Annotated in this window: 20 protein-coding genes; 8 read left to right on the top strand and 12 right to left on the bottom strand. The window is 66.0% G+C overall.

Annotation, left to right across the window (positions count from 1 at the left end):
- The first annotated feature begins 122 nt into the window (after positions 1-122).
- A complete protein-coding gene (locus tag HNR59_RS16805; protein ID WP_183832186.1) occupies positions 123-3,296 on the top strand; it encodes a TonB-dependent receptor domain-containing protein in 3,174 nt (1,057 codons plus the stop codon).
- A gap of 10 nt (positions 3,297-3,306) precedes the next feature.
- On the opposite strand, the gene HNR59_RS16800 is transcribed toward HNR59_RS16805, so the two are convergent.
- The 7 genes from HNR59_RS16800 to HNR59_RS16770 all read right to left on the bottom strand — a co-directional run bounded on the left by HNR59_RS16800 (position 3,307) and on the right by HNR59_RS16770 (position 10,388).
- Positions 3,307-4,407, bottom strand: a complete 1,101-nt coding sequence (locus HNR59_RS16800) for a pyridoxal-phosphate-dependent aminotransferase family protein (protein ID WP_183832185.1) — start codon at positions 4,405-4,407, stop codon at positions 3,307-3,309.
- A complete protein-coding gene (locus tag HNR59_RS16795; protein ID WP_183832184.1) occupies positions 4,400-5,236 on the bottom strand; it encodes an ABC transporter ATP-binding protein in 837 nt (278 codons plus the stop codon). The genes HNR59_RS16800 and HNR59_RS16795 overlap by 8 nt, the downstream gene beginning before the upstream one ends.
- A complete protein-coding gene (locus tag HNR59_RS16790; RefSeq protein WP_183832256.1) occupies positions 5,233-6,027 on the bottom strand; it encodes an ATP-binding cassette domain-containing protein in 795 nt (264 codons plus the stop codon). The genes HNR59_RS16795 and HNR59_RS16790 overlap by 4 nt, the downstream gene beginning before the upstream one ends.
- A complete protein-coding gene (locus HNR59_RS16785; protein ID WP_183832183.1) occupies positions 6,027-6,857 on the bottom strand; it encodes an ABC transporter permease in 831 nt (276 codons plus the stop codon). The genes HNR59_RS16790 and HNR59_RS16785 overlap by 1 nt, the downstream gene beginning before the upstream one ends.
- Positions 6,854-7,843 carry an ABC transporter permease gene (locus HNR59_RS16780; RefSeq protein WP_183832182.1) on the bottom strand — a complete coding sequence of 330 codons (990 nt, stop codon included), beginning with the start codon at positions 7,841-7,843 and terminating at the stop codon, positions 6,854-6,856. The genes HNR59_RS16785 and HNR59_RS16780 overlap by 4 nt, the downstream gene beginning before the upstream one ends.
- A 300-nt stretch (positions 7,844-8,143) precedes the next feature.
- On the bottom strand, positions 8,144-9,760 hold the full coding sequence (locus HNR59_RS16775) for an ABC transporter substrate-binding protein (protein ID WP_183832181.1): 1,617 nt from the start codon (positions 9,758-9,760) through the stop codon (positions 8,144-8,146).
- A gap of 349 nt (positions 9,761-10,109) precedes the next feature.
- A complete protein-coding gene (locus HNR59_RS16770; RefSeq protein ID WP_183832180.1) occupies positions 10,110-10,388 on the bottom strand; it encodes an usg protein in 279 nt (92 codons plus the stop codon).
- Positions 10,389-10,809: 421 nt separating this feature from the next.
- On the opposite strand from HNR59_RS16770, the gene HNR59_RS16765 reads away from it, so the two are divergent.
- The 3 genes from HNR59_RS16765 (at position 10,810) to HNR59_RS16755 (ending at position 13,120) form a co-directional block, all read left to right on the top strand.
- Positions 10,810-11,124 carry a co-chaperone GroES gene (locus HNR59_RS16765; protein WP_183832179.1) on the top strand — a complete coding sequence of 105 codons (315 nt, stop codon included), beginning with the start codon at positions 10,810-10,812 and terminating at the stop codon, positions 11,122-11,124.
- Between the two features lie 83 nt (positions 11,125-11,207).
- A complete protein-coding gene (groL, locus tag HNR59_RS16760) occupies positions 11,208-12,833 on the top strand; it encodes a chaperonin GroEL (protein ID WP_183832178.1) in 1,626 nt (541 codons plus the stop codon).
- Positions 12,834-12,910: 77 nt separating this feature from the next.
- Positions 12,911-13,120: a hypothetical protein gene (locus HNR59_RS16755; protein ID WP_183832177.1), complete on the top strand. Its 210-nt coding sequence runs from the start codon at positions 12,911-12,913 to the stop codon at positions 13,118-13,120.
- An 88-nt stretch (positions 13,121-13,208) separates the two neighbouring features.
- On the opposite strand, the gene HNR59_RS16750 is transcribed toward HNR59_RS16755, so the two are convergent.
- On the bottom strand, positions 13,209-14,864 hold the full coding sequence (locus HNR59_RS16750) for an FMN-binding glutamate synthase family protein (RefSeq protein ID WP_183832176.1): 1,656 nt from the start codon (positions 14,862-14,864) through the stop codon (positions 13,209-13,211).
- A 236-nt stretch (positions 14,865-15,100) separates the two neighbouring features.
- Here HNR59_RS16750 and HNR59_RS16745 point away from each other — a divergent pair, with 236 nt between their 5' ends.
- Positions 15,101-15,487 (top strand): hypothetical protein, encoded by a 387-nt coding sequence (locus HNR59_RS16745; protein ID WP_183832175.1) that lies wholly within the window; start codon positions 15,101-15,103, stop codon positions 15,485-15,487.
- A gap of 43 nt (positions 15,488-15,530) precedes the next feature.
- On the top strand, positions 15,531-15,977 hold the full coding sequence (locus HNR59_RS16740; RefSeq protein WP_183832174.1) for a universal stress protein: 447 nt from the start codon (positions 15,531-15,533) through the stop codon (positions 15,975-15,977).
- 50 nt (positions 15,978-16,027) lie between these two features.
- Here HNR59_RS16740 and HNR59_RS16735 read toward each other — a convergent pair whose 3' ends face one another.
- The 4 genes from HNR59_RS16735 to HNR59_RS16720 form a co-directional block, all read right to left on the bottom strand.
- Positions 16,028-17,758, bottom strand: coding sequence for an ABC transporter ATP-binding protein (locus HNR59_RS16735; RefSeq protein WP_183832173.1), 1,731 nt, complete (start codon positions 17,756-17,758; stop codon positions 16,028-16,030).
- Complete coding sequence (locus HNR59_RS16730) at positions 17,755-20,364, bottom strand: ABC transporter ATP-binding protein/permease (protein ID WP_183832172.1); 2,610 nt, start codon at positions 20,362-20,364, stop codon at positions 17,755-17,757. Before HNR59_RS16730 ends, HNR59_RS16735 begins: the two co-directional genes overlap by 4 nt.
- A gap of 75 nt (positions 20,365-20,439) precedes the next feature.
- Complete coding sequence (locus HNR59_RS16725; protein WP_183832171.1) at positions 20,440-22,620, bottom strand: TonB-dependent receptor; 2,181 nt, start codon at positions 22,618-22,620, stop codon at positions 20,440-20,442.
- A 122-nt stretch (positions 22,621-22,742) separates the two neighbouring features.
- Positions 22,743-23,741, bottom strand: coding sequence for a helix-turn-helix domain-containing protein (locus tag HNR59_RS16720; RefSeq protein WP_183832170.1), 999 nt, complete (start codon positions 23,739-23,741; stop codon positions 22,743-22,745).
- Positions 23,742-23,925: 184 nt separating this feature from the next.
- Here HNR59_RS16720 and HNR59_RS16715 point away from each other — a divergent pair, with 184 nt between their 5' ends.
- Both HNR59_RS16715 and HNR59_RS16710 read left to right on the top strand, forming a co-directional pair.
- Positions 23,926-24,630 carry a GntR family transcriptional regulator gene (locus HNR59_RS16715; protein ID WP_183832169.1) on the top strand — a complete coding sequence of 235 codons (705 nt, stop codon included), beginning with the start codon at positions 23,926-23,928 and terminating at the stop codon, positions 24,628-24,630.
- 137 nt (positions 24,631-24,767) lie between these two features.
- Positions 24,768-25,730, top strand: coding sequence for a dihydrodipicolinate synthase family protein (locus tag HNR59_RS16710; RefSeq protein WP_183832168.1), 963 nt, complete (start codon positions 24,768-24,770; stop codon positions 25,728-25,730).
- The last annotated feature ends 26 nt before the right edge of the window (positions 25,731-25,756 follow it).

Below are 25,756 nucleotides of genomic sequence, written 5' to 3'. Positions count from 1 at the left end.
AAAAAATTGCAGGCAGGCCCGAATATTTCCGGCCCCCGATTGTAACAGCCTCAGGAGACCGTGTTACCCAGCAAACAGGCAGGCGAGTCCAAATCTTTCTCGATCGATCGGAGTCGTCTGCAATGGGTTACGCGTTCAGCAATCGGGCTGTGTTCAGGGTTGGCCGCAAGGCCTTTGCCGCCGCCTTGCTCGGCACCACGGCCTTCGCCGTTCTTCTGCCCGCCACCACGGGGCCGGCAACGGCGCAGTCTGCGCAGATCAGCTTCAACATTCCGGCCGGCCCGCTCAGCCAGGCCATAACCGCCTATGGCAGGCAGGCTGGGCTTCAGGTCACGTTCCTGGCCTCCACGGCCGCCGGCAAGACGACCGCCGGCTTCAGCGGAACCGCCACGCGCGAAGGCGCGCTGTCGCGGCTTCTGTCCGGCACGGGGCTGAGCTATTCCTTCACCGCCGCCAACACGGTCGCGATCTCGACCGTTCCCGCCGCCGAAGGCACGGCCGATGCAGCGGGCTCGGTGGTGCTCGACACCATCGACGTGACCGCGCAGGGCGTGGGCGATGCGCCGTTCCGCACGCCTGCAGCGGTCAGCACCACCACGGCCGCCAATCTGCAGGGGCGCTATGGCGGCGACGTCAATCAGGCGCTGCGCAACACCCCCGGCACCTTCTCGCGCCCCGGTGGCAACCAGCCCGGACTTTCCGTCAACATCCGCGGCATGAGCGGCTACGGCCGCGTCAATTCCATGATCGACGGCGTGCCGCAGACCTTCCGCAACGGCGCCGGCCACGGCGCCTATGGCGGCACCTATCTCTATCTGCAGCCCGACTTCATCGCCGGCGTCGACATCACGCGCGGTGCGGTTTCCGGCGCGGCCGGTTCGGGCACGCTGTCGGGCGCGGCCAATTTCCGCTCCATCGGCATCGACGACATCCTGCTTCCCGGCTCCAACGCCGGCGTGATGACCAAATGGAAAGTCGGCTCGAACGGCTATGACTGGAGCGGCATGACCGCTGCCGGCATGCGCACCGCCATCAATGGCGGCGAGGGCGAGATGAGCGTCATGGGCGCCTGGGCCGACAGCCAGAGCAAGGACTACCGCAACGGCGACGGCACCACCTTCTACGAGCGCAACCGGCCGCTCGGCGGGCTGGGCAAGATCGAGATCAAGCCGAACGACACCCATGCGCTGAAGCTGGGCTGGGTCTATTACGACAATGACTTCCGCAATTCCGGCTATATGTGGGGCGTGAAGAACAACACCTATTCGCTGAACTACGCCTTCACGCCGGACAGCAATCTCTTCGACACCAAGATCAACCTCTACTACAACAAGGCCAACATGCTCTACGACCCCGGCGCCGGCGGCGGCAGCTATGCGGGTCGTGAAACCGATGCCATCTCCTTCGGCGGCGACATCACCAACACCAGCACCTTCGACCTGACCAAGGGCTTCGGCCTGAAGCTCGACTATGGCGTGTCCTACCACATGGACGACTACCGCGTTTCGGAACGGCGCGGCGTGAACCAGCCCGGCAAGCTCGCCAAGGCCAGCGCCTTCACCGACGCAACGCTCTCCTACGGCATGTTCGATTTCATCACCGGACTGCGCTACGACCACTGGCACCTGTCCGGCACCCGGCAGGCAAGAACGCAGGGCACGGGTGCCGGCGGCACCGCCGAATGTCCCGTGGGTCCGGAAAACTGCCCGGCCGAGCATGTTTCGCGCGATGGCGGCAAGGTCAATCCGAAGTTCACGCTGGCGGCCAACCCCACCAACTGGCTCCAGCTCTACACCACCTATTCGCACACCTATCGTCCGCCTACCGCGCAGGAGTCGTTCTGGGGTCTGGTCGGCATCGGCGCCCAGCTCGGCAGCGGCATCTACAACAACATGGATCTCGAGCCCGAAACCAGCAAGGGCTGGGATCTGGGCTTCAACATCGCCAAGAACGACCTGTTCTTCGAAAAGGACACCGCGCGCCTGAAGGTCGGCTACTTCGACAACCGCATCAAGAACTACATCACCAACGGCACCATCAGCATGGAGCGCTGCGCGGGTGCCGCCGAATGCTGGTACGACACGGCGATGTGGATCAACGTGCCGGGCACCACCCGCATGCGCGGCGTCGAGATCGAGGGCGGATACGATGCCGGCTTCGCCTACGCCAACTTCTCCTACACCAACGCCACGACCAAGACCCCCGCCGGCGGCATGGTCGGCAGCGGCGGCAATGCCGACATCGACATCCTGCCGAAATACTACGGCATGGTCGATGTGGGCATGCGCTTCTTCGACGAGAAGCTGGCCCTCGGCGGCAAGGCCCGCTTTGTCGGCAAGGGCACCTACGCGACCATCAGCTTCACCACTCCGGAAGCGACCCTCACCGACGTTCCTTCCTACACGCTCTTCGACATCTACGGCTCCTACGACTTCAACGAGGCGAGCCGGCTGTTCTTCTCCGTCGAGAACGTGGCCAACAAGGTCTATGCCGTTCCCCTGAGCGGCGACGGCGTGCAGCTTGCCGGCAAGGGCCGCACCTTCATCGCCGGCTTCAGCACCAAGATCGGCGTTCCGGGCATGTCCTCGAAGCCCGCCGACCCGGATGCAGGCATCATGGCGGCGATCGCGGCCCAGAAGGGCGGCATGGTCGCGCCGGCTTCCTATGACTGGAGCGGCTTCTATGCGGGCGTCAGCGCCGGGCACGACTGGTCGCGCAACGGCAACGACTATGCGCTGGATGCCTCGGGCGTATCCTACACCAGCTCCTACAGGCAGCGCCTCGAAGGCTTCCTCGGCGGCGTCTATGCCGGCTACAATCACGACTTCGGCAACGGCTTCGTGGCTGGCGTCGACGCCGACCTCAACATTGCCGACAGCTCCGGCGGGCCTGACACGTTCAGCGTCTACCGCGCCAACGCATCGGACTACCTGAACGCGACGCTGAAGTCGAAGCAGAGCTGGTCGGGAGCGCTCAGGGGCCGCATCGGCTATGCCTATGGCCGCTATCTGCCTTACGTCGCGGCGGGCGTCGCTGTAGCCGGATACGAGCACGAAGCCTCCTTCACCAATGGCTGGTTGGCCACGCCGCGCGATCCGGTCAGCGGTTCCAAGACCCATACCGGTTTCACCATCGGCACCGGCATCGAGCATGCCGTGACCGACAAGGCGATCGTCAGGGCCGAATACCGCTACTCCGACTATGGCAGCGCCGACTTCTCCGCTGCCGGGCTCGACCGCAAGGTCACGATCGACAGCTCGCACGACCTGCGCTTCGGCCTGAGCTACAAGTTCTGAACGGGTAGCTTCAACTGGTCCAGAGAGCATCGACGGCGGCTTCGGCCGCCGTTTCGCTGACAGCCACGCCCGCCTCGCGCAGGACGCGGGCAACGGCGCGGATGCCGGCCAGAACCGTGTCCCGGCTGGCGCGCGGGCCGGTATGATCAAGGCGCAAGAGCCTCGAAGCAACCACGCCGACCCCGGCGGACAAGCCCACCGCAACCGCCGCCCCATGCTGCGCCAGCCGGTGCGCATCCAGCCCTTCCGGAAGCAGAATGGTGGTGACGAGCCGCGAGGCCTCGTTTTCATCGCTCACCCACAGGCGCGCGCCAAGCGCTTGCAGCCCGGCACGGGCGGCGCGCTGGGCGCGCAGATGGCGGGCGATGGCGGCGGCGATGCCTTCCGCCTCCACCCGGTCCAGCGCAGCTTCCAGTGCGTGGAACTCCAGCGCAGACGGCATGCCGGAAAGCACGCCGCGCCCCGCATCCAGCCAGTTGCGTTTTATATCCACGAGCGACAGCACCGAGTGCCGCGGCGTGTCCGTCCGGTCGATGGCCTGCCATGCGCGCGGGCTGACGGAGAGCGCTGAAATGCCGGCCGGCCCGCCCAGCCCCTTTTGCGGGCCGATGACGGCGATGTCGATGCCCAGCGCGTCCACATCCAGTTCGTGCCCGCCCGCGGATGCCACCGCATCGACGAGCAGCAGCGCGCCCTTTTCGCGCGCCAGCTCCGCGATTTCGGGGAGCGGATTGAGGATGCCGGACGCCGATTCCGCATGCACCAGCGCCACCAGATCGATGCCGTCCGCGCCGGCCAGCGCCTGCGCCACCGCTTCGACGGTGACGGGCAGGCCGGGTTCGGCCCTCAGTTCGATGACCTCTGCGCCGGCACGCTTCAGCCAACCGCCGAACAGCTCGCCATAGGGGCTGGTGACGATGTTGAGCGCGCGCAGGCCCGGCCGGCCGAGGCTGGTCGCCGCCGCCTCCAGCGCCACCACAGCTTCCGCCTGCACGAACACCACGTCGTTGCCGGTGCCGATCAGCGCCGCGATGCGGTCGGCAAGCCTTGCATATCCCGCGGCCGGATAGGGCGGCAGGTCGAGCAGCGAATGGCGGTCGAAGTCAGGCATTTTGGGATGCTTCCCCATGAGGTTGGGAGGTGTGGGGTTGTAAGGTGTGAAGCCGGGGGATGTGAAGGCGGGGGATGGCCGCGACCAGCGCGCGGCCGGTTTCCGATTGGGGATCGGCGACGACCGTGGCGGCGGGGCCGGCTTCCACGATGCGGCCGCGATCCATGATGGCGATGCGGTGCGAGACGGCGCGCACCACGGCCAGATCGTGCGAGACGAACAGATAGGCGAGGCCGCGCTCTCGCTGCAGGGCAACCAGCAGGTCGAGGATCTGGCCGCGCACGGTGACGTCGAGCGCCGACACCGCCTCGTCGAGCACGATCAGCTCCGGCTCGGTCGCCAGCGCGCGGGCAATGGCGACGCGCTGGCGCTGGCCGCCGGAAACGGCATGGACGGGCCGCGCCGCGAGATTTGCCGGCAGGCCCACGCTGTCCAGCAGTTCCGCGATCCGGCGCGGGCGCTCAGCGCGCGAGGCCAGCCCGTGAATGCGCAGCGGATCGGCCAGCACGTCGGCCACGGTGGCGCGCGGGTTGAAGGCGGCGGAGGGATCCTGAAACACCATCTGGATGCGCTTGCGCATGGAGCGCAGCGCCTTGCCGCTCAGCGCGCCGAGGTTTTCGTCGCCGAAGGCGATGGTGCCGGAATCCGGCTCGATCAGCCGCATCACCACCCGCGCCAGCGTGGACTTGCCGCTGCCGGACGGCCCTACCAGTCCGATGGTTTCGCCGGCCGCCACCGACATCGACACATTGTCGAGCCCCTTCACCTCGCGCCCGCCCGAGCGGTAGGTCTTGGTGAGGTTGTGAACGGCAAGCAGCGGCGCTCTCATGGCTGCTTCTCCGTGATCAGCGGCGGCGTGTCGAGCCCGATATGGCTGGCGAGCAGCTTTGCCGTGTAGGCCTCTTTCGGTGCGCCGAGCAGGGTGGGGGCGGGGCCGGCTTCCACCAGACGCGCATCGTGCAGCACGGCGATGCGATCGGCGAAACCGGAGGCGAGCGCGATGTCGTGGGTGATGAAGATCAGCGTCATGCCTTCGGCACGAACCAGCTCGTCGAGCAGCGCCACGATTTCGGCCTGCACGATGGTGTCGAGCGCGCTGGTCGCCTCGTCGGCGATCAGCAGCGACGGCTCGCCCGCGATGGCCGCCGCGATCGCCACGCGCTGGCGCTGGCCACCGGAAAGCTGGTGCGGATAGGCGCCAAGCGCGCGGTCGGGGTCGGGAATGCGCACCCTCTCCAGCAAGGCGCGGGCGCGCTCCCGCGCCGCATGGCGCGTGAGACCGAGATGCAGGCGTGCGACTTCGGCGATCTGACGGCCGACCGGGATGACCGGGTTGAGGCTGGCGCCCGCATCCTGAAACACGAAGCCGATGTCGCGGCCGGCGCGCGGCTGCGCGGCGAAGCCCGGCCAGCCGATGTGGCCCGCAATGCGCGCTTCCGGCGGCAGCAGGCCGCCCAGCGCCAGCGCCAGCGTCGACTTGCCCGAGCCGCTTTCGCCGATGACGGCCAGCCGCTCGCCTTTGAGAATGTCGAGGTCGAGGCCGTGAAGTGCGACATGCGCGCTTTCCCCGCTGCCATAGGTCACGGTGAGCCCGCGCAGGCTGGCCAGCACATCGCTCATCATGGCCGCGCCTTTCTGCTCGCCAGCGCATCGGAAAGCCCTTCAGCCAGCAGATAGACGCCGAGCACGGTGACGACGAGGCCGACGCCCGGCACGATGGACAGGAAGGGCGCGGAGCGCAGCACGTTGCGCCCCTCCGCGATCATCGAGCCCCAGGTGACGATGTTGGGATCGCCGAGGCCGAGGAAGGAGAGCGCGGATTCGATCAGCACCGCGTTGCCGACGATCACCGCCGCCAGCGCCAGCACCGGCGGCAAAGCGTTGGGCAGCACTTCGCGCAGCGCGATTTCGGCCGGATGCATGCCGATGACGCGGGCCGCCGCCACATAGTCGCGCTCGCGGATCGACAGCACCTCGGCGCGCGCCAGCCGGGCGGGACCGGTCCATGCGCCGAGCGCGACGGCGAGGATGACCACGGGCAGGGACGCGCCCGAAACGCTGACGAAGGCCAGCGCCAGAAGAAAGCCCGGCACGGTCTGGAAAGCGTCCACGACGCGCATCAGCGCCTCGTCCACCAGCCCGCCGGCAAAACCCGCTATCGTGCCGACCAGCGCGCCGAAAATGATGGAGACGGCGGCAGCCGCCAGCCCAACGGCCAGCGAAGCCTGCGCGCCATGGAACAGCCCGGCCAGCACGTTGCGGCCGAGCCGGTCAGTGCCGAGCGGAAAGGCCGGATCGGTGAAGGGCGGCGTCAGCGGCGGGCCGGCAATCGCCAGCGGATCGCCGGGGAAAAGAAGCGGCGCGCTGAGTGCGGCCAGCACCAGCAGGGCCAGCAGCACCAGACCGGCCACGCCGGCGGGAGACCGCAAGAGGCGTTTTATGGCGCTCATGCCACCACCTCGTTCGCGCCGACGCGCGGGTCGAGAAAGGCATAGGCCATGTCGACGGCGAGGTTCACCAGAATGACCAGCACGGCGCTGACGAGGATGATGCCGGTGAGCAGCGGCGCGTCGCGCCCGGCCACGGCCTCCTGCGCCAGCCGCCCGAAGCCGGGAATGGCGAAGACGCTTTCGATGACGACGGAGCCGCCCAGCATCGAGGCGGCGTGCAGGCCCAGCATGGTGACGAGCGGCAACAGCGCGTTGCGGGCAATGTGGAACACGGCGATGCGGGCCGGGCCGATGCCCCGCGCCCGGGCTGCCAGCGCATAATCCTGCCGCCAGGCCTCTGCCATGCCGGCGCGCATCATGCGCAAAAACAGGGCGAGATAGATCAGGCCGAGCGCTGCCACCGGCAGGGCCAGATGCCATGCGATGTCGCGCGCCCGCGCCAGTCCTTGCTTGCCCGACGCGATGGTCTCGATGCCTGAGGTCGGGAACCAGCGCAGTTGCACGGAAAACAGCACGATCAGCACGAGGCCGAGCCAGAAGCTCGGCACCGCATAAAGCGCCAGCGAGCCGGTGGAGAGCAGCCGGTCGCGCCAGCTTCCCGGTTTCGAGCCGGCAACGATGCCGAGCAGCGAGCCGGCGGTGAAGGAAAGCCCGACCGCGCCGACCATCAGCCACAGCGTGTTGGGCAACCGCTCCGCGATCAGCCCCGCGATCGGCCGGTTGAAGGTGACGGACCAGCCGAGATCGAACCGGGCGAGCGAAGTGAGATAGAGCCACAGCCGCGACAGGGTGGAGCCTTCGAGGCCATAGCTCTGGCGCAGCGCCTGCACCAGCGCCGGATCGCCGCCGCCGATGGACAGAAGATAAGCGTCCGCAGCATCGCCGGGCGCAAGCTCCAGCAGGAAGAAGGCCCCGACGATGACGATCAGCAGCACCGGAATGCTGCTGATCAGCCTGCGCCGGAGAAGGCGAAGCGCACGGTTCATGCGTCAGACTCTAGAGCATTTCGCAGGCAGACGGAATCGCCTGACGTGGCACGAATGCCACCACGGAAAACAAGCTGGAGCACCGGCGCTGCGTTCGTCAGAACGCCGGCTGCCCCGGATCGGTTCGGGTTTCGGCGGCAGCGGCCCGCAGCATCCCTCCGCCACTGATCCCTTCCCGCGAGAGAGGGAATTGCGAGAGGTCGGCCCGTTGTGGAGGGGTAAGGGCAGGGGTGCTTCATGCGCGACCATCGAAATTCCATGCCCCGCCCAAAATGGTCCGGCGGGGCAGGCCGTGACCTGTCACGCGTCCAGTTCGGTGTCGGCCCAGCTGGAAACCGCCCAGCGCGGATTGTTGGACACGTTCTTCACCTGTGAGCTTGCCACGGTGATGAAGCCCCAGTCGGCAACGTTGATGATCGGCAGGTCTTCAGCCACCAGCACCTGAAGCTGCTTGTAAAGCGCGGTGCGCGCGGCGGTGTCGACCGTCTCGCCGGCCTTGTCGATCAGCGCGTCGATCTCCTTGTTCTCGTAGCCGCCCTGATTGGAGAAGGGCACGCCGGCCGGTGTGCCGGAGCGCACCAGAATGGTGGTGGATATGGCCGGATCGCCGCGGAACACGGTGGGCGCGACGGCGAGGTCGAAATCGTGGTCGGTGTAGACCGCCTTCTGGTGCGCGGCGGCATCGTTGTTGACCACCGTGGCGTCGATGCCCACAGCGGCCAGCGCCTGCCGCAGATAGTCGCCGAACTGGCGCGTCTCGGTGAAGTAGGGCGCGGGCAGCAGGCGCAGCGCGAAGCGGGCGCCGCCGTCCTTGCGCGGATAGCCGGCCTCGTCGAGCAGGGCGTTGGCCTTGTCCACGTCGAACGGATGGAGCGGCACGTCGCCATTGTAGAATTCGGGCGCGTTCTTCGGCACGATGCCGGTGGCCGTCTCCGCATAGCCGAGGAAGATGGTGCGCACCACGAAATCGCGATCGATGGCGTGCGCGATGGCCTGCCGCACCCTGACGTTGGCCAGTTCCGCGCGGCGGTGATTGATCTCCACGCCAAGCTGGTAGGTCAGCGCCTCATACCCCTTGGAATAGACCTCGATGCCCGGCACTTTCGAGATGCGGTCGAGGTCGGTCAGCGGCACCTGGCTGAAGGCGGCAAGCTGGATTTCGCCAGCTTCCAGCGCGCCGGCCGCCGCCGCGCGGTCGGGCAGCACCCGGAAGATGATCTCGTCCAGCTTCGGCTCGCCTTCGCCCCAGTAGTCGGGGTTGCGCTCCAGCCGGTAATATTCGCCCGGACGGTGCTCGGCGAAGCGGAACGGGCCGGTGCCGACGAGCTTGTTGTTGGCCTCGCTGGCGGCAATGTCGGCCTCGCCCTCGAAGATGTGCTTCGCCACCACGCTCGACACCACCGGCAGCGCGTTGCGGATGAGCTGGAACGGAGTCGGCTTCGCAAAGCGGAACACGGCGGTGTGGTCGTCCGGCGTGTCGACGGCTTCGAGATTGGCGAACACCAGCCGGCCGAGGTTTTGCAGCGGCTTCCACACCTGAAGCGCGGAAAAGGCGACGTCGGCCGAGGTGAAGGGCTGGCCGTCATGCCACTTCACGCCCTCGCGCAGTTTGAACGTGGCCGAAAGCCCGTCGTCCGAGCCTTCCCACGAAGTGGCGAGGCGCGGTGCGAGCCCGCCCTCGCCATCGCCCCCTCCATCGAACGAGGCTTCGGCCAGCGGCTCGATGACCTTGGAGGAAATGAAGAACACGCCGTTCGAGGCGACGATGGCCGGGTTGAGGTTGCGCGGCTCGGAATCGGCGGCGACGACGAGGCGGCTGCCACTCTGGGCGAAGGTGAACCGGGGCAGGGCGGTGGAGGCCAGCAGAAGTGCCGAACCCTTGAAAAGGGTGCGCCGGGAAAGGGAAATAATGTTCATTTTCTGCTCCGCCAGAACGCGTTGAGGAAGTGGATCGATGCCCGGTAGCACGATGCCCAATGGATCACGAAGTCCGGCAGCGTCCGGAATTGGCGGCATTCTCCTGCAAGCCCGGACCCTCATACAGGGATGAAATCCTGCGGATCTCCGCATGATTAGAATTATCTCTTACATATGCGGCGTCAACGGGAAGGAGATGGCGTGGACCTAAGCATATTGCCCGCTGGACCGGCCAGCGGGCAATGTGGACGATATGGGCTGCTCATGTCGGCGATCCGGCGTGCCGGTCGCGGCAGGTTCGCGCCGCATCAGGGGAGAGCCCTCGGTGATCGCGCTTCGGGGTCGGCCCTCAGTGAATGGAGATCTCCCTGTCCACCGCGCGCCACTCGGCGGGCGTGATCAGGTGGCGATGGGCAACCCGCACCGAATGCAGCGGGCCATCCAGTTCCCGCGCCCAGTAATCGAGGAAGCTCTTCAGCTCGGGGAAATGCGGGGCCAGGTCATATTCCTGCCAGATATAGAGCTGGAGCAGGGAAGGGTGATCGGGCAGATGGTAATGGATTTCGGCCGTGGTCAGGCCGTAGCCCATCATCTGGAGCTGGAAATCGCTGCGTGCCGTGGTTGCCATTGGTACATCCTTGCGCATGTCCGGGGATGCCTGTCTGGGAGTGCGTGTCCGGACCGCGCCTGCCCCGGTCGCAAGGCGACGGTCGGATGCGGGTGACGCTGGGATGAAGGCGGGCCTGTTTCGTAACCTCCCTTGCGCGCTGCCGCCGGCACCATTCCACCCACGCCTTCACAGTGTGGCCGATCATCGTTCAAATTCAAGATCGAAAAGCTTTGCCGGTGTAAAAAACATCGTGATTTCATAGCACTAGCAATCATGTGCTGCGAGTGCCAAAATTTTTGCCGACACCTCTTGAAACCCGAAATCCGAGAAACCAGATCGATAGCCGCGCGACGCCGGAAAGGGTCGCGCGTGCCGTTCCGCTTCGCACGATCCGGGTGGAACGGTGCAGTCCGTTTGTCCGTGAGAGGAGAACAAAGACATGACGTTCCGTCCCCTGCATGACCGCATTCTGGTGCGCCGCATCGAGGCCGACGAAAAGACGGCCGGCGGCATCATCATCCCCGACACCGCGAAGGAAAAGCCGCAGGAAGGCGAGGTCATCGCCGTCGGTCCCGGCGCCCGTGACGAAAACGGCAGGCTGGTCGAACTCGACGTCAAGGTTGGCAACCGCATCCTGTTCGGCAAATGGTCCGGCACCGAGATCAGGCTCAAGGGCGAGGACCTGCTGATCATGAAGGAAAGCGACGTGATGGGCGTGATCGAGGAGACCGCCGCCGTGAAGAAGGCCGCCTGACGGCTTCTTCCGGCATCAGCCAGTCCCATCAACCAGTCCCCATCAACCAGTCAAAGTAAGCTGCCTAATGAAGGAGTGATCCAATGGCTGCCAAGGAAGTCAGATTCAGCACCGAAGCCCGCGAGAAGATGCTGCGCGGCGTCGACATTCTCGCCAATGCGGTGAAGGTCACCCTCGGTCCCAAGGGCCGCAATGTGGTGATCGACAAGTCGTTCGGCGCGCCGCGCATCACCAAGGACGGCGTTTCCGTCGCCAAGGAAATCGAGCTTGAGGACAAGTTCGAGAACATGGGCGCACAGATGGTGCGCGAGGTCGCCTCCAAGACCAACGATCTCGCCGGCGACGGCACCACCACCGCCACCGTTCTGGCGCAGGCCATCGTCAGGGAAGGCGCGAAGGCCGTCGCCTCCGGCATGAACCCGATGGACCTGAAGCGCGGCATTGACAGGGCCGTGGATGCGGTGGTCGCCGAACTGAAGGCCAATGCCCGCAAGATCACGAAGAACGACGAGATCGCGCAGGTCGGCACCATCTCGGCCAATGGCGACACCGAAATCGGCCGCTTCCTGGCCGAGGCCATGCAGAAGGTCGGCAACGAGGGCGTCATCACCGTCGAGGAAGCCAAGACCGCCGAGACCGGGCTGGAAGTCGTGGAAGGCATGCAGTTCGACCGCGGTTATCTGTCGCCATACTTCATCACCAATCAGGAGAAGATGCGGGTGGAACTGGAAGAGCCCTATGTGCTCATCCATGAGAAGAAGCTGTCCAACCTTCAGGCCCTGCTGCCCGTGCTCGAAGCGGTGGTCAAATCAGGCAAGCCGCTGCTCATCATCGCCGAGGATGTGGAGGGCGAGGCACTGGCCACGCTGGTCGTCAACAAGCTGCGCGGTGGCCTGAAGATCGCCGCCGTCAAGGCGCCGGGCTTCGGCGATCGCCGCAAGGCCATGCTGGAAGACATCGCCATCCTCACCGGCGGCACCGCGATCAGCGAGGATCTCGGCATCAAGCTGGAAAACGTCACTCTGGAGATGCTCGGCCGCGCGAAGAAGATCGTCATCGAGAAGGAAAACACCACCATCATCGACGGGTCCGGCAGGAAGGAGGAGATCGAAGGCCGGGTGAAGCAGATCAAGGCCCAGATTGAGGAAACGACCTCCGACTACGACCGCGAGAAGCTTCAGGAGCGGCTGGCGAAGCTCGCCGGCGGCGTTGCCGTCATCCGCGTCGGCGGCTCCACGGAAGTGGAGGTGAAGGAAAAGAAGGACCGCGTCGACGATGCGCTGCACGCCACGCGCGCGGCCGTCGAGGAGGGCATCCTGCCCGGCGGCGGCGTTGCCCTGCTGCGCGCCGCGAAGGCGCTGGACGGCGTGAAGATCGACAACGAGGACCAGAAGCACGGCGTGGAGATCGTGCGCCGGGCCATCGAGGCGCCGGTGCGCCAGATCGCTGAGAATGCCGGTGCGGAAGGGTCCATCATCGTCGGCAAGCTGCGCGAGAAGCCGGAGTTCTCCTATGGCTGGAACGCCCAGACCGGTGACTATGGCGACCTGTTCGCGCAGGGCGTGATCGACCCGGCCAAGGTGGTGCGCACGGCGCTTCAGGATGCGGCTTCGGTCGCCGGCCTGCTGGTCACCACCGAGGCCATGATCGCCGAGAAGCCGAAGAAGGAAGCCGCCCCGGCAATGCCCGCCGGAGGCATGGACTTCTGATCCGGTCGTGAAAGGCCCGCTTCCCCTGAAAAAGGGGGCGGGCCGTCAACGACGGGTCGCAGGACGATGTGACGACAATGCAGCTTTCAGACCACGTTCCCCCGCCAACGCAGCCGGCCGGTGCGTTTCTGGCGCATGAAACGGAATGCCGGAAGGTATTCCTGCCACTGCTGGAAGACCTTCTCGACCGGGCCGAACAGGCCGGCTGGGACCGCCGCACGGTTGCCTCGACGCTGATGTTCCTTTCGGCGAAGCAGGTTTCCGCCGCCGGCAGCCGGGATTCTTGAACGCGACCGGGCTGCCGGCCCGGTGCATCGGGCACACGAAAGAAAGACCCCGCCGGCCGGCGGGGTCTTTTCGTTTCGCGGAGAGGGATCAGGCTGCCCGGCGTCTCTGGAACGGCCCGTGCGGGATTTCCGGCGGCGCGAAGGATTGCGCGTTGGCGCGGTCCCAGCGGCTGTACCATTCGGAAAGCTCGGGAATTTCCTTGCCCGCCACCAGAAAGCCTTCCGGCAGATAGGGGTAGGCCTCGTTGCCGTCGAGGAACTCGTTGTCCTTCTGCCGGAACATGAAGTGGTAGGGCATGAAGTCGCTCGGATTGGTGAGGCCGGCGGCACCGGCGATCTCGCCCAGCGCCTTCATGGTGTTGCGGTGGAAACGGGCCACGCGCTCGCTCTTGTCGCCCACGTCGATGGCCCGCTGGCGTCCCTTGTCCTGGGTGGCGATGCCGACCGGGCAGCAATTGGTGTGGCAGGCCTGCGCCTGAATGCAGCCGATGGCGAACATGAAGCCGCGCGCGGCATTGCACCAGTCGGCCCCCAGCGCCAGCGTGCGCGCGATGTCGAAGGCGGTGATGATCTTGCCGGCCGCACCGATCCTGATCTCGTCGCGGATGCCGGCGCCCCTCAGCGTATTGTGCACGAAGGTCAGCGCCTCCAGCATCGGCATGCCGACGCGGTTGGCGAACTCCACCGGGGCAGCGCCCGTGCCGCCTTCCGCGCCGTCGACGACGATGAAGTCGGGCATGATGCCGGTATCCAGCATGGCCTTGACCATGCTCATGAATTCGCGCCGGTGGCCGATGCACAGCTTGAAGCCGACCGGCTTGCCGTCGGAAAGGGTGCGGAGCTGATCGATGAACTGCATCAGGCCGATGGGCGTGGAGAAGGTGCTGTGGGCGGCCGGGGAAACGCAGTCCACGCCCATGGGAATGCCACGCGCCTCGGCGATTTCCGGCGAGATCTTGGAGGCCGGCAGCATGCCGCCATGGCCGGGCTTGGCGCCCTGGCTCAGCTTGATCTCGATCATTTTGATCTGCGGATCGGCGGCCAGCACCCTGAATTTCTCGGGCGAGAAGCTGCCGTCGTCGTTGCGGCAACCGAAATAGCCGGAAGCGATCTGGCAGATGAGGTCGCCGCCGCCCTGACGGTGATAGCGGCTGATGCTGCCTTCCCCGGTGTCGTGGGCGAAGCCGCCCTTGCGGGCCCCGGTGTTGAGGGCAAGGATGGCGTTGGCCGACAGCGAGCCGAAGCTCATGGCCGAGATGTTGTAGAGGCTGGCGCTGTAGGGCTGCCGGCAGGCCGAGCCGCCGATGCGCACGCGGAAATCCGTATCGGCGATGGTGACGGGCGTGGCCGAATGGGTCAGCCACGCATAGCCGGACCCATAGACGTTCTCGATGGTGCCGAAGGGGCGCTTGTCCTCAACGCCCTTGGCGCGCTGGTAGACGAGCCCGCGATCCTGCCGGCTGAACGGCACCTCGTCATGGTCGCCTTCGATGATGTACTGGCGGATTTCCGGCCGGAAGCTTTCCAGCAGGAAGCGCAGATGCCCGACCACCGGATAGTTGCGCAGGATGGAATGGCGGCGCTGGCGCACGTCATGCACGCCGAGCAGGAACAGCGCGCCGGCGATGACGGCGGGCACCAGAAGCCACTTGCTGTAGAGCGCGGCCCCGGCGAGCGATGCGAATGTGATGAGCGCGACGCTCACGAACACGGTGTAGCGTTGGTAGGAGAGGATGGTCGTCACGATATCGGGATTCGTTCTTTATGGCGGGCGGAGCCGGCCTGATTTGACGGGACCTGATTCAGCCGCAGCATGGAAAGGCCGCTCCGGCGATTCGCCTATAGCACATATCCTGTAACAGCAACTGTGGCGCAAAGACGTTATTGTCATCCGCGACAATAGTCCTTCTCTGTTTTCTTGATCCGTATCAAGGCAAGGTGCTCAATCCCCGGCATTGTGGAAGAAAAGGAGACCAGAGCATGACGGCACTGAAGGACCTGACACCGAACTTCCGCCACGTGAGACTTCTTTTCGCGCGGACCGCAGGCCACCCGCAGGGCGACCGCGAAGAGGGCTACGATCTTCTCGTACCGCTGGACGAGGCCGGACGCCTCGACGCCGCCACATGGAAGACCCATCAGGCCTTCTGCCGTGTCCGGCGCTTTTCCGATGATGGCGACGAGCGCATCGGCCGCCTGCGGCGCAAGCCGGGCGGGCAATGGTATTTCGACTATGAGGAAGGCGACGCCGACAACGAGATCGGCTTCCGCCTCGGCGAGGAAAGCTTCGTCACCGGGGAATATGTCTCGATCATGCAGGACGGAACCATGCAGACTTATCAGGTGGCGCGGGTCGAGAAACCCTGATCATATGACGGCCGCAGATCACGCAACAAAAGCGAGGGTGAAGATGTACAGGCATATCCTTATTGCGACCGACGGGTCCGAACTGGCTGCGAGGGGCATCGAGCAGGGCCTTGCCCTTGCCGGCCCGCTGGGAGCGAAAGTGACGGTGCTGAGCGTGTCGCAGCCTCTGGACACCGCAGCCGCACGCGCCGCCGCCATCGGCGGCATCGCCGATCCGATCGGCCGCTACGACCAGCAGATCGACGAGGAGATGAAGAACCGCTTCCGCTCGATCGAGGAGCGCGCCGCAGAACATGGCGTCGAGGTGGATCTGCTGCACGAGATCGACGACCATCCCGCCGAGGCCATCGTGCGCACGGCGAAACTGAAAAGCTGCGACCTGATCGTCATGTCCTCGCATGGCCGGCGCGGAGCCGCGCGGCTCATTCTGGGCAGCCAGACCTCCGAGGTTCTGGCACACACCACGCTGCCTGTTCTGGTGGTGCGCTGACGCACGGAAATGCCGCAGCCCCGGAAGCGGGGCTGCGGCACAGCTGACCATCAGGATCGGGGTTTATCCTGATGATCGAGGGTCCAGTCGCGGGCGCTGCGGCGATGGCTCCAGTAGGCGGCGAAGCGCCCGCCGGCAGCGATCAGCGCCTCGCGCTCGCCCGCCTCGACGATGCGGCCGCCTTCGACGAAGACCACATGGTCGGCGCGGGCGATGGTTTCCAGCCGGTGCGCGACGACCAGCACGGTGCGATGGCCGAAACGGCTGAGCGCCGCGGCTACCGCCACCTCGTTCATGGTGTCGAGACCGCTGGTGGCTTCGTCCAGAAGCAGGATCGGCGCATTCTTCAGAAGCGCGCGGGCGATGCTGACACGCTGGCGCTCGCCGCCCGACAGATTGCCGCCGCCTTCGCCGACCGGCGCATCCCAGCTCCCCAGCCGCTCGACAATCTCATCGACACAGGCGGCTTTCGCGGCTTCCATGAACCCGGCATCGGTGGCATCCGGGCGCGCAAGGCGGATGTTCTCGGCAATGCCGCCCTCGAACAGCTGCACGTTCTGGAACACGATGGACAGCTGGTCCATCAGGGTCTCCGGCGCATAGGCGCGCACGTCATGTCCGCCGACCCGCACCTCGCCCTCGCTCACGTCATGCATGCGCGCGATCATCGACAGGATGGTGCTCTTGCCCGATCCCGACGGCCCGACCAGCGCCGTGGTGCTGCCTTCCGGCACATCGAAGCTGATGCCGTCGAGAATATGATTGCCGTTGGCGTGGAAATGCACGTTGCGGAACGCAATTGCGGGCGCCTGCGGCACCGCATCGCGCGCCGGCGACGGCAGGGCCGGAACGTCGAGCACGGCCAGCGTGCGCTGCGCCGCCGCGTGGGTCGATTCCAGCGCCACGAACAGATCCGACAGCGTGTTCAGCGGCTCCAGAAAGCGCAGCACCACCACGATCAGCGCCACGGTGCGGGCGGCATCCATGGCCCCTTGCGCATACATCAGCGCCAGAATGGCGATCATGGCCACCAGCGTGGCCTGCATGGCCAGCGAAAACAGCAGCGTGCCGGGCACGGTGAACCAGATCAGGCGCAGGCTCTTGGCCTTCTGGGCCTCGATGGCTTCGCCCAGAGGCGTGCCGGCGGTGCCGGTGCGCCCGGCCGCGCGCAGCACGAGCTGGTTGCGGGCAAACTCGTCGGTGCAGGCCGCGGCCTTGCCGGAAGCGGCGGAGAAGTCGGCTTCCGCGCGGCGGATGAAGCCGCCGCCGGCGAGCAGCGCGCCAAACAGGAGCGGCACGGCGATGAGCGCCGCGACACCCAGCGGCCACGCCACGAACAGCAGGCCGAGCGCGATGGCCGGCGGCAGCGCGATCGAGATCAGCGCCTGCGTGCCCAGATTGACGGTGCTGGCGAACAGTTCCGGAACCGCACCCGCCAGCGCCCGCTTTGCCTTTTCCTGCTCCCCGGTGCCGAACCAGCCGATCGGCACGGCAAGCAGATGGTCGACGAGGCGCGTGTTCATCGACATCATCATGGCAAGGCCGAGATCGAAGGCGCGCACCACCATGCGCCGTTCCAGCATCCAGCCGGCCACCACGCAGGCGGCCAGCGCGGCGAGCCACGGCAGAGCCGCGCGCGGTTCGGGCGAAAACAGGCTGCCCAGCAGCGGCACGAGCAGCAGCGCCGACAGCGCCCTGAGTGCCGCCGCCGTCAGGCCGAAAAGCGTGAACAGCGGAAGGCGGGCACGTGCCTGCGGTGGAAACAGGGAGGCGACGATCATGATGCCTTGCCTTCTGCCGCCATTGTTTCAGGCTCGGGCGCCTTCGTTTCGGGTGGCCGCTTTTCGCCGGCCTGCCACAGGTCGCGATAGAGGCCGGGGCGGGCGAGCAACTCTTCATGGCGGCCGCGCTGGACGATGCGCCCGTCCTGCATCACGGCGATGCAGTCGGCATGGACGATGGTGTGCAGGCGATGCGCCACCACCAGAACGGTGCGCCGGCCGATGAGCGCGCCGAGCGCCTTCTGCACCAGATGCTCGGACTCGGGATCGGCGAAGGCGGTTGCCTCGTCGAGCACGAGGATGGGCGGATCGGCAAGCAGGGCGCGCGCGATCGACAGGCGCTGCGCCTCGCCGCCGGAGAGGCGCACCTCATCCCCGACGATGCTGTCATAGCCGCGCGGGGCGGCCACGATCCGCTCGTGGATCTGTGCCGCGCGCGCCGCAGCCTCGATCTCGGCCATGGAGGCACCGGGGCGGGCAAGGGCGATGTTGTCCTTCAGCGAGCCCCCGATCAGCCGCACATCCTGAAAGACGAAGCCGACGCTGCGCTGCAGCGCCTCCGGCGTCACGTCGCGGATGTCGATCTCTCCATTGCTTGCAAGCAGCCGGATGCTGCCTTCGGTTACATCGTGGAAGCGCCCCGGCAGGCCGGCCAGCGTCGACTTGCCGGCGCCGCTCGGGCCGACGAGCGCGGTCAGCGTGCCAGGCGCCAGAACGAGATCGATGGATTTCAGCACCGGCTTGCGCGGCCGGTAGCCGAAGCTGACATCCGCAAAGCGCAGCCCGAGCGGCCCCGGCGGGATGACGCCGGTGGAACGGCTGCGGTCGAGCTCGGTTTCCTCCAGCAGGTCGCCGATGCGCCGCGCGGCCTGCCTTGCCTCGCGCATGGGCACGAAGCCGTAGAGGACGGAAGTGATCTGCGCGCCGAAGGCTGTGCCGAGGAACAGGAACGGCAGGAGGTCTGCCGCCTCCATGCGCCCGGAGATGATGCGCCAGCTGCCGACAGCCACGATCAGCAGCAGGAAGGACGGCGGCTGGATGGAAAGCTGGGCCGCCACCTTGCGCCCCGCCATTGGCCGCTGCCAGCCATTGATGAAACTGGCCTGTCCCTCAAGCACCGAGCGCACCGAGCGCCCATCGCCGCCGAACACGCGCACCACCGGCAGCGCGTCGATGAAGGCGCCGGCGGCGGCATTGGCGCGCTTGGTCCAGTTTGCATATTGCACCAGCTTGTCGGCCACGCCGCGCATCATGTTGGCGAACAGGAAGACGAAGGCGAGCAGCGGCACGAACAGCAGCCCGGCCAGCGCTGCATCGACCGTGAACAGATAGGCGATGGCCGCCACCGGCGTGACGATGCCGGCGACGATGTCGGGCACGGCATGCGTGACCATGTAATGCAGCCGCCCGGCGTCCTCCTGCACGGCCTGCTGCACGCTTGCGGCGTTACGGTCGGTGAACCAGCCGAGCGGCAGCCGCGCCAGCTTGGCGATGATGGATTGCCTGAGCGTATGGCCGAAGCCGGCATCGACCATGTGAAGCCACAGCATCAGCACCGCCGAAAGCGTCGCCGCCGCGCCATAGAGGACGACAGCCCAGATGATCAGTGGCGAAAGCGCATCCCAGCTTTTCTCTCCGCCAAGGAGACGGCGGCCAAGCTCGGCCAGCAGCACCAGCGGCGCAAGCTGCATCAGCGAGATGATGGCCTGCAACAGGCCGGCGGCGCGCAGCTTCCAGCGCAGGGAATCGAGAAGCTCCTGTCCGCGCTGCGAGCGCCAGCGGGGCTTTGCCGGCGCGGCTTCGCGCGCGGCCACCGTCTCAGCGGGTGGCGGCGGGAGGGGGGCTGGCTCGGCCTCGGCCGCGCCGCTTTCCTTGCGCAGCCGCATGGCCTTGCCCCTGATCCAGTAGGCGGCATGCTTGATGTCGGTCAGCGGAAAGCCGTGGGTCTGGTTGAGCGTGGCGCGCAGCACTTTGATCGCGGCGTTTTCGGCGGCCACCCACGCATACCAGTTCGACCAGTCGCGCACCGGAACCGCTTCGGCCAGCGCATTGGTGCCTGGCCCGGTCCAGATCACCTCGGCGCCCGGATGCGGCGTCACCGGAATATCGCGATCCTCGGGCAGATGCGCCTGAAGGATGACCACGATGTCGGCCTCCGGCGGCAGCACCTCGAGGATGGCGTTGATGGCCGGAAGGGCGGCAGGATCGCCCATCAGCAGATAGCCCTCCGGGTTTTCCGGCGGCTCGAACTTGTGGAACATGTAGTAGGAGGCCGCGATGGTGTCGCCGGGCTGCGCGGCGGCGGCCCAGGCCGAGGCCGGCCCCATCGGCTGGTGCAGCACGAAGTCGAAGCTCACCTCGCCCTTTTCAGCATCCGGCTCCACCAGCGTGTAGCCGCGCTGATGGACCTTGTCGGGATCGTCCGGGTCCGGCGCCCACAGCCGCACGAAGGAGGCGGTGGGGGTTTCGCGGCCGTCGATCATGGTGGGGGCCGAAAAGCGTATGCGCCGGTAGCCCGGCGTCAGGTCCGTCACCGACAGCACCGTCATGATGTGATCGGTGGCCCCGAGGGCCTTCATCATGGTCCGCTGGAAACGCGCGCTCATCGGCCGCCCCGCAACAGGGCGACCGGGTTGCAGGAAGACATCATGTCACTTGCCCCGTGTGCGGATCGCGCGCCGTCACCAGCGCACGGAGGTGCCGATGCCGACCACCCGGCCGCGGCCGAAATAGGCGGTGGTTCCGCTCGCTCCGCCGGGCATGAGCGCCGGATAGGTGAAGGCGTAGGACAGCGGGCGCTCGTCGAGCAGATTGCGGCCGAAGGCGTAGACGCGGAAATTGTCCTTCTCCCAGCCGATCTCCGCATTGAGGATGTGATAGTCGTCCATCTTCGCGGCATTCTGGATGTCGGCATAACGGGTGCCGACATACTGGTAGGTGCCGCTGAGCGTGATCTCGCCGGGCAGCCCCACCGCATCCGCCAGGAAGCGATAGGAAAGCCCGACATTGGCGGAGAACCCCGGCACCTGCGGCACTTCGTTGCCGGGCAGCGCGCCAAGGCCCAGCGAAGTTGCCGAAACATCGACGAGACGCGAGCCGATCAGCGCACCGCCGACCGTCAGTTCCAGCCCCTCGGCCAGTGTGGCGTCGACATTGGCCTCGATGCCATAGCTTTCAAAATTCTGGTTGGTCATGAAGGGCAGGGAGGTGTTCGTATCAAATCCGACGACCTGCCCGTCCTTGACGTCGTTGTAGAAGATGGCGCCGCTGACACGCAGCCTGTCGTTGATCTCGGCCTTGGTGCCGATCTCATAGGTCCATGACGTGGCCGGCAGGAAGGCCTCGGTAACCAGTCCGTAACCAGCATAGGAGGTGGTCTTCTCGAAACCGCCGGAGGAATAGCCGCGCGCCAGCGAGACATAGCTCATGGCCCGGTCGTTCCACTCATAGGACAGCGCCATGCGCCCGGTCACATAGGTGTCGCTGAAAGTGTTGTCCTGCTGGAAGGCCGGCAGCGTGCCCGGAAAGCCGTTGGAAACATAGAGCGCGTCCAGCTTCTGGCGGTCATGGGCCACGCGCAGCCCGCCGGACAGATTGAAGCCCTGTCCCAGCGGCGCGCTGGCATCGGCAAAGGCCGCCACGGTCTGGCTTTCGATGCGGTTGTCGAAAGTGCCGTTCATGGTCGGCGCATAGATGCCGGCGTTCTGAATGCGGTAGCTGGTGTAATCCGACCTGAAATAGCTGGCGCCGGCCACCCACTGGATCGTCGAGCCCTCATTCGAGTTGAGGCGCACCTCCTGATTGAAGACCCGCTCGCGGTCGTTCAGATCCACCTTCTCGGCGTTGTGATCGTTGAAATAGGCCGGCGGCAGGCCGGTGATGCGGCTGAAGATGAAGGCGTCGGTGAAGTCGCCCTTGTTGTGAATCTTCACGTCCTGATAGCTGGTCGTCGAGGTGAGCGTGAACGGCTCGAATTCCTTCGCCACCTTGAGGGAGCCATTGGCGACCTGCTGGCGGTTGTCGGGGCGCACATCCGCGCCGCTCTCCGGGAAATTGGGGGATTCCAGCCACACGAAGGCGGAATTGTGCCGCGTCTCCTTCGAGAAGCCGCCGCTGAGGTCGATGGTGAGGGTATCGTCCGGCGTGTAGCGCACGGAGGCCTTGCCGGCGCCCAGCTGCGCGCCGCCCTCCTTCTGGCCGGTGATGGGGTTCGGCACGTCGCCGTCGTAATTCTGGAAGCGCAGCGTGCCGCGCCCGGCCAGCACGTTTTCCAGCAGCCAGCCGCCGGTGGTGCCTTCGAGGAAGGCATGGCCGTCTGAGCCCAGCTCACTGCTGAGAATGGTTTCGCGGGTGCCGTCGGCGGGCTTGCTGACGATGTTGATCGCGCCGGCAAAGGCGTTGCGGCCGAAGGTGGTGCCCTGCGGACCCTTCAGCACCTCGACCCGCTCCATGTCGAGGATGGGCGCGCCGATGCCCGACAGCGTGGTCGGCACGCCGTCGACGGAGATGCCGATGACGCTGTCGAGCGAATTCATGGCCGTGCCCAGCGTGCTGAGACCGCGCATGGTCATGTAGCTTTCGCCGAAGCGGCCGAAATCGAGGAAGTTCGTGCCTGGCGACTGGCGGGCGATTTCCGTGATCGGATCGAGCGTCGCAGGCGGCACGTTGCTCTGGTCGAGGATGGTGGTGGCGACGGGAAGCTTCGCATCGTCCTGCGGGCGCTTGGTGCCTGTGACCACGATCGGCGCAAGCACAATAGGCGCATCGGCCGTTTGCGCGAAAGCCGTCTTCGCCGGCAAGCCGGCGCCCAGCAGAGCCAGTGCGGTGGTGGAAATCAGACGCGTGCGCGTGATGGTGTTCATGCAGATGCCCCGGAGTTTGCGAACAGGGGCTATGAATACCGGCCGGCCTGTTCCTGATACCAGCACTCAACTTTCGCGAAACGCAGGCAAACATTCGCGAAACCCAATAGATCGGGTGGCGATCAGATCACATGCATGGAGCGCGCCGGCTGAAATTCCGCGCGCGGCGGATGGCCGAAATGCTTCCTGTAGGCGGCGCTGAAGGCCGAGGGCCGGGAAAAGCCGACCCGCCGGCCCGCTTCCGAAACCGAAAGCCGGTGCTCCTGAAGCAGGACCTTCGCCATCATCAGCCGCTGCTCGCGCACATGGGCAAAAATGGTCTTGCCGAACACCGTCTTGAAGTTGGCCTGCAGGGAGGTGACGTTGATGCCGACCCGGCGCGACAGCTCCATGGTGGTGGGCGTGGCGACGAGATCGGCGTCGAGGATTTCGCGCGCATGCATCACCCGGTCATATTCGCGGCGGCCGAGCATGGCGACAAGCCGGCGCTCATCCTTCAGGGCCTGCGCCGCCTCGATCACGAAGGCCAGCGCCCTGCTTTCCAGAAACAGCCTTTCGAGCTGCCCCGTATAAGGATGGTCGAGGCACAGTCTGGCGATTTCGGTGATCAGGGGCGAATGCGAGATGACGCCCGTGCGGAAGCCGCCTTCCGTCAGTTCCCGCAGCGCCATCAACCCGTCGTCGGCAACGCCATCGGCAAACCGCTCGAAGAAGGAAGGCCGCAGCACGAAGCCGGCGGAGGTGAAATGCGCGCCCTGCCGGAGCGGAGTCGAATAGCGAAGCGGGGCGTTGAAGCCCATAAGAGACACCTGCTGCGGATAGCGCACGAAGCGGCCGTAGCCTTCCACCATGGACGTCACCGGCCCGCCGCTCAGCATGATGCCGCAGACCAGCGCCGGCTCCATCTCGACGGCAAAATTCTGGTTGCTGGCATAGGTCACGTCGCTGGCGCTCAGCATCAGGCCGGGCTGCACCTCCAACGCCAGCAGCCTTCCCGTATATATCGGCGTTTCCATGATCCGGGGGCCGACATCGACCGGCTCGACGCCCAGCGCAAGCTCGGCGCCGAGGCGCACGAGATCGTTGAGGGTCATTCCCTGCTCAGGGATGCGGTTGTCCATAAATCGCCATTTCTTGCATTCTCTCGCCCGTAATGGGGAATCCGACTGCAATATCAGCCGGTTTACTACATAATATGATTAAAATAATCAAGTTTATACCGTATCCGCCGGCCATGGCGGCCGGGTCCTGTGTTGAAGGCGATGCGCGAAACCAGTATTCGTCATGTCGACAACAGGTGGCGGCATGAGCGAAAAAACGGAGACATCACAGGCAGAGCGCAAGCGCGGAGAGGGGGTTCGGCGCGTCTATGAAATCCTGCGCGACGACATCCTCGACCTGAGGCTGGCGCCCGGCAGCCCCATCGACGAGGTGCAGCTTGCCGAGCGGCTTTCCATGTCGCGCACGCCGATCCGCGAGGCGCTGGTGCGGCTGGCCGCCGAAGGGCTGGTGACGACGCTGCCCAACCGCTCGACCGTGGTTTCCAGCATCGACTTCCTCAACCTCCATACTTTCTTCGACGCGCTGACGCTGATGTACCGCGTGACCACGCGGCTGGCCGCCGAATTCCGCACCGAGGACGATCTGGAGATCATCCGCGCGCGGCAGGCTGAGTTCACCCGCGCGGTCGAGGCGCACGATGCGCTGGCGATGATCGCCACCAACCGCGAATTCCATGCCGCGATCGCCGAGGCGGGGCGCAATCCCTATTACACCGGCCTGTTCTGCCGCCTGCTGGATGAGGGACGGCGCATTCTGCGCGTCTATTATTCGTCCTTCGACGACCATCTGCCCCGCCGCTATGTGGATGAGCACGAGGACATGATCGCAGCCATCGGGGCGCGCGACGTGGCCGAAGCCGACCGGCTGGCCAGTGCCCATGCCGACCAGATCGTGCGCCAGATACAGGACATGATCGCCCGCGACCGCCGCCGGCCCATCGCGCTGTAGCCACGCAATCCCCATCCGCCCGCCTTCAGCGCAACAGCTTGCGCCAGTGCCTTTCTCTGCCACGCAATTTCTTGTCGACAAATAAAATACAAATGGTATTATGGCATTCATCCAATCCGGCACAAGGGAGAGCCCTCATGAATGCGCAGATCTTTTCCGGCTGCATGCCGGCGCTGATGACCCCCTGCACCCCTGACCGCAAACCCGATTTCGATGCGCTGGTGCGCAAGGGCAGGGAGCTGATCGCCACCGGCATGTCGGCCGTGGTCTATTGCGGCTCGATGGGCGACTGGCCGCTGCTGACCGACGCCGAGCGCATGGAGGGCGTGGAGCGTCTGGTGAAGGCCGGCGTGCCGGTCATCGTCGGCACGGGAGCGGTCAACACGGCAAGTGCCGCGGCCCATGCCGCCCACGCGCAGAAGGTGGGCGCCAGGGGCCTGATGGTCATTCCGCGCCTGTTGTCACGCGGGCCTTCTCCGGCCGCGCAGCGCAATCACTTCAAGGCGGTGTTGTCGGCAGCTCCCGACCTGCCGGCCGTGATCTACAACAGCCCCTACTATGGCTTCGCCACACGCGCCGATCTGTTCTTCGCGCTCAGGGCCGAGCATCCGAACCTCGTCGGCTTCAAGGAGTTCGGCGGCGCCGCCGACATGACCTATGCCGCAGAAAACATCACCAGCGGCAGCGATGAGGTGACGCTGATGGTGGGCGTCGACACCTGCGTCTTCCATGGCTTCGTCAATTGCGGCGCCACCGGCGCCATCACCGGCATCGGCTGTGTGCTACCACGCGAGGTGCTGCATCTGGTGTCGCTGTGTCAGGCGGCGGCGAAGGGCGATGTCGGGGCGCGCCGGCTTGCGCAGGAGCTGGAGCAGGCGCTCGCCGTGCTCTCCGCCTATGACGAAGGCCCCGATCTGGTGCTCTATTTCAAGCACATGATGGTGCTGAAGGGGAACCCGGAATACGAACTCCACTTCAACGAGAGCGATACGCTGAGCGCCAGCCAGCGCGGCTTCGTGGAAACGCAGCTGAAGCTGTTCGATGACTGGTATGCGGGCTGGTCGAAGCAGTCCGGCGTTGCGACGCGCAACGCCGCCTGATCCCGCGTCACGGAAACGGCCAGCAA

It is taken from the genome of Aquamicrobium lusatiense, assembly GCF_014201615.1.
GTDB lineage: Bacteria > Pseudomonadota > Alphaproteobacteria > Rhizobiales > Rhizobiaceae > Mesorhizobium > Mesorhizobium lusatiense.
Note: the sequence above shows the minus strand (reverse complement) of the source record. Positions and strands in the feature narration are given on the sequence as shown.

Excerpts from the sequence above, each read along its gene's own strand:
- HNR59_RS16805 (WP_183832186.1), top strand. The coding sequence starts at position 123 with ATGGGTTACGCGTTCAGCAATCGGGCTGTGTTCAGGGTTGGCCGCAAG.
- HNR59_RS16800 (WP_183832185.1), bottom strand. The coding sequence starts at position 4,407 with ATGCCTGACTTCGACCGCCATTCGCTGCTCGACCTGCCGCCCTATCCG.
- HNR59_RS16795 (WP_183832184.1), bottom strand. The coding sequence starts at position 5,236 with ATGAGAGCGCCGCTGCTTGCCGTTCACAACCTCACCAAGACCTACCGC.
- HNR59_RS16790 (WP_183832256.1), bottom strand. The coding sequence starts at position 6,027 with ATGAGCGATGTGCTGGCCAGCCTGCGCGGGCTCACCGTGACCTATGGC.
- HNR59_RS16785 (WP_183832183.1), bottom strand. The coding sequence starts at position 6,857 with ATGAGCGCCATAAAACGCCTCTTGCGGTCTCCCGCCGGCGTGGCCGGT.
- HNR59_RS16780 (WP_183832182.1), bottom strand. The coding sequence starts at position 7,843 with ATGAACCGTGCGCTTCGCCTTCTCCGGCGCAGGCTGATCAGCAGCATT.
- HNR59_RS16775 (WP_183832181.1), bottom strand. The coding sequence starts at position 9,760 with ATGAACATTATTTCCCTTTCCCGGCGCACCCTTTTCAAGGGTTCGGCA.
- HNR59_RS16770 (WP_183832180.1), bottom strand. The coding sequence starts at position 10,388 with ATGGCAACCACGGCACGCAGCGATTTCCAGCTCCAGATGATGGGCTAC.
- HNR59_RS16765 (WP_183832179.1), top strand. The coding sequence starts at position 10,810 with ATGACGTTCCGTCCCCTGCATGACCGCATTCTGGTGCGCCGCATCGAG.
- groL (WP_183832178.1), top strand. The coding sequence starts at position 11,208 with ATGGCTGCCAAGGAAGTCAGATTCAGCACCGAAGCCCGCGAGAAGATG.
- HNR59_RS16755 (WP_183832177.1), top strand. The coding sequence starts at position 12,911 with ATGCAGCTTTCAGACCACGTTCCCCCGCCAACGCAGCCGGCCGGTGCG.
- HNR59_RS16745 (WP_183832175.1), top strand. The coding sequence starts at position 15,101 with ATGACGGCACTGAAGGACCTGACACCGAACTTCCGCCACGTGAGACTT.
- HNR59_RS16740 (WP_183832174.1), top strand. The coding sequence starts at position 15,531 with ATGTACAGGCATATCCTTATTGCGACCGACGGGTCCGAACTGGCTGCG.
- HNR59_RS16735 (WP_183832173.1), bottom strand. The coding sequence starts at position 17,758 with ATGATCGTCGCCTCCCTGTTTCCACCGCAGGCACGTGCCCGCCTTCCG.
- HNR59_RS16730 (WP_183832172.1), bottom strand. The coding sequence starts at position 20,364 with ATGAGCGCGCGTTTCCAGCGGACCATGATGAAGGCCCTCGGGGCCACC.
- HNR59_RS16725 (WP_183832171.1), bottom strand. The coding sequence starts at position 22,620 with ATGAACACCATCACGCGCACGCGTCTGATTTCCACCACCGCACTGGCT.
- HNR59_RS16720 (WP_183832170.1), bottom strand. The coding sequence starts at position 23,741 with ATGGACAACCGCATCCCTGAGCAGGGAATGACCCTCAACGATCTCGTG.
- HNR59_RS16715 (WP_183832169.1), top strand. The coding sequence starts at position 23,926 with ATGAGCGAAAAAACGGAGACATCACAGGCAGAGCGCAAGCGCGGAGAG.
- HNR59_RS16710 (WP_183832168.1), top strand. The coding sequence starts at position 24,768 with ATGAATGCGCAGATCTTTTCCGGCTGCATGCCGGCGCTGATGACCCCC.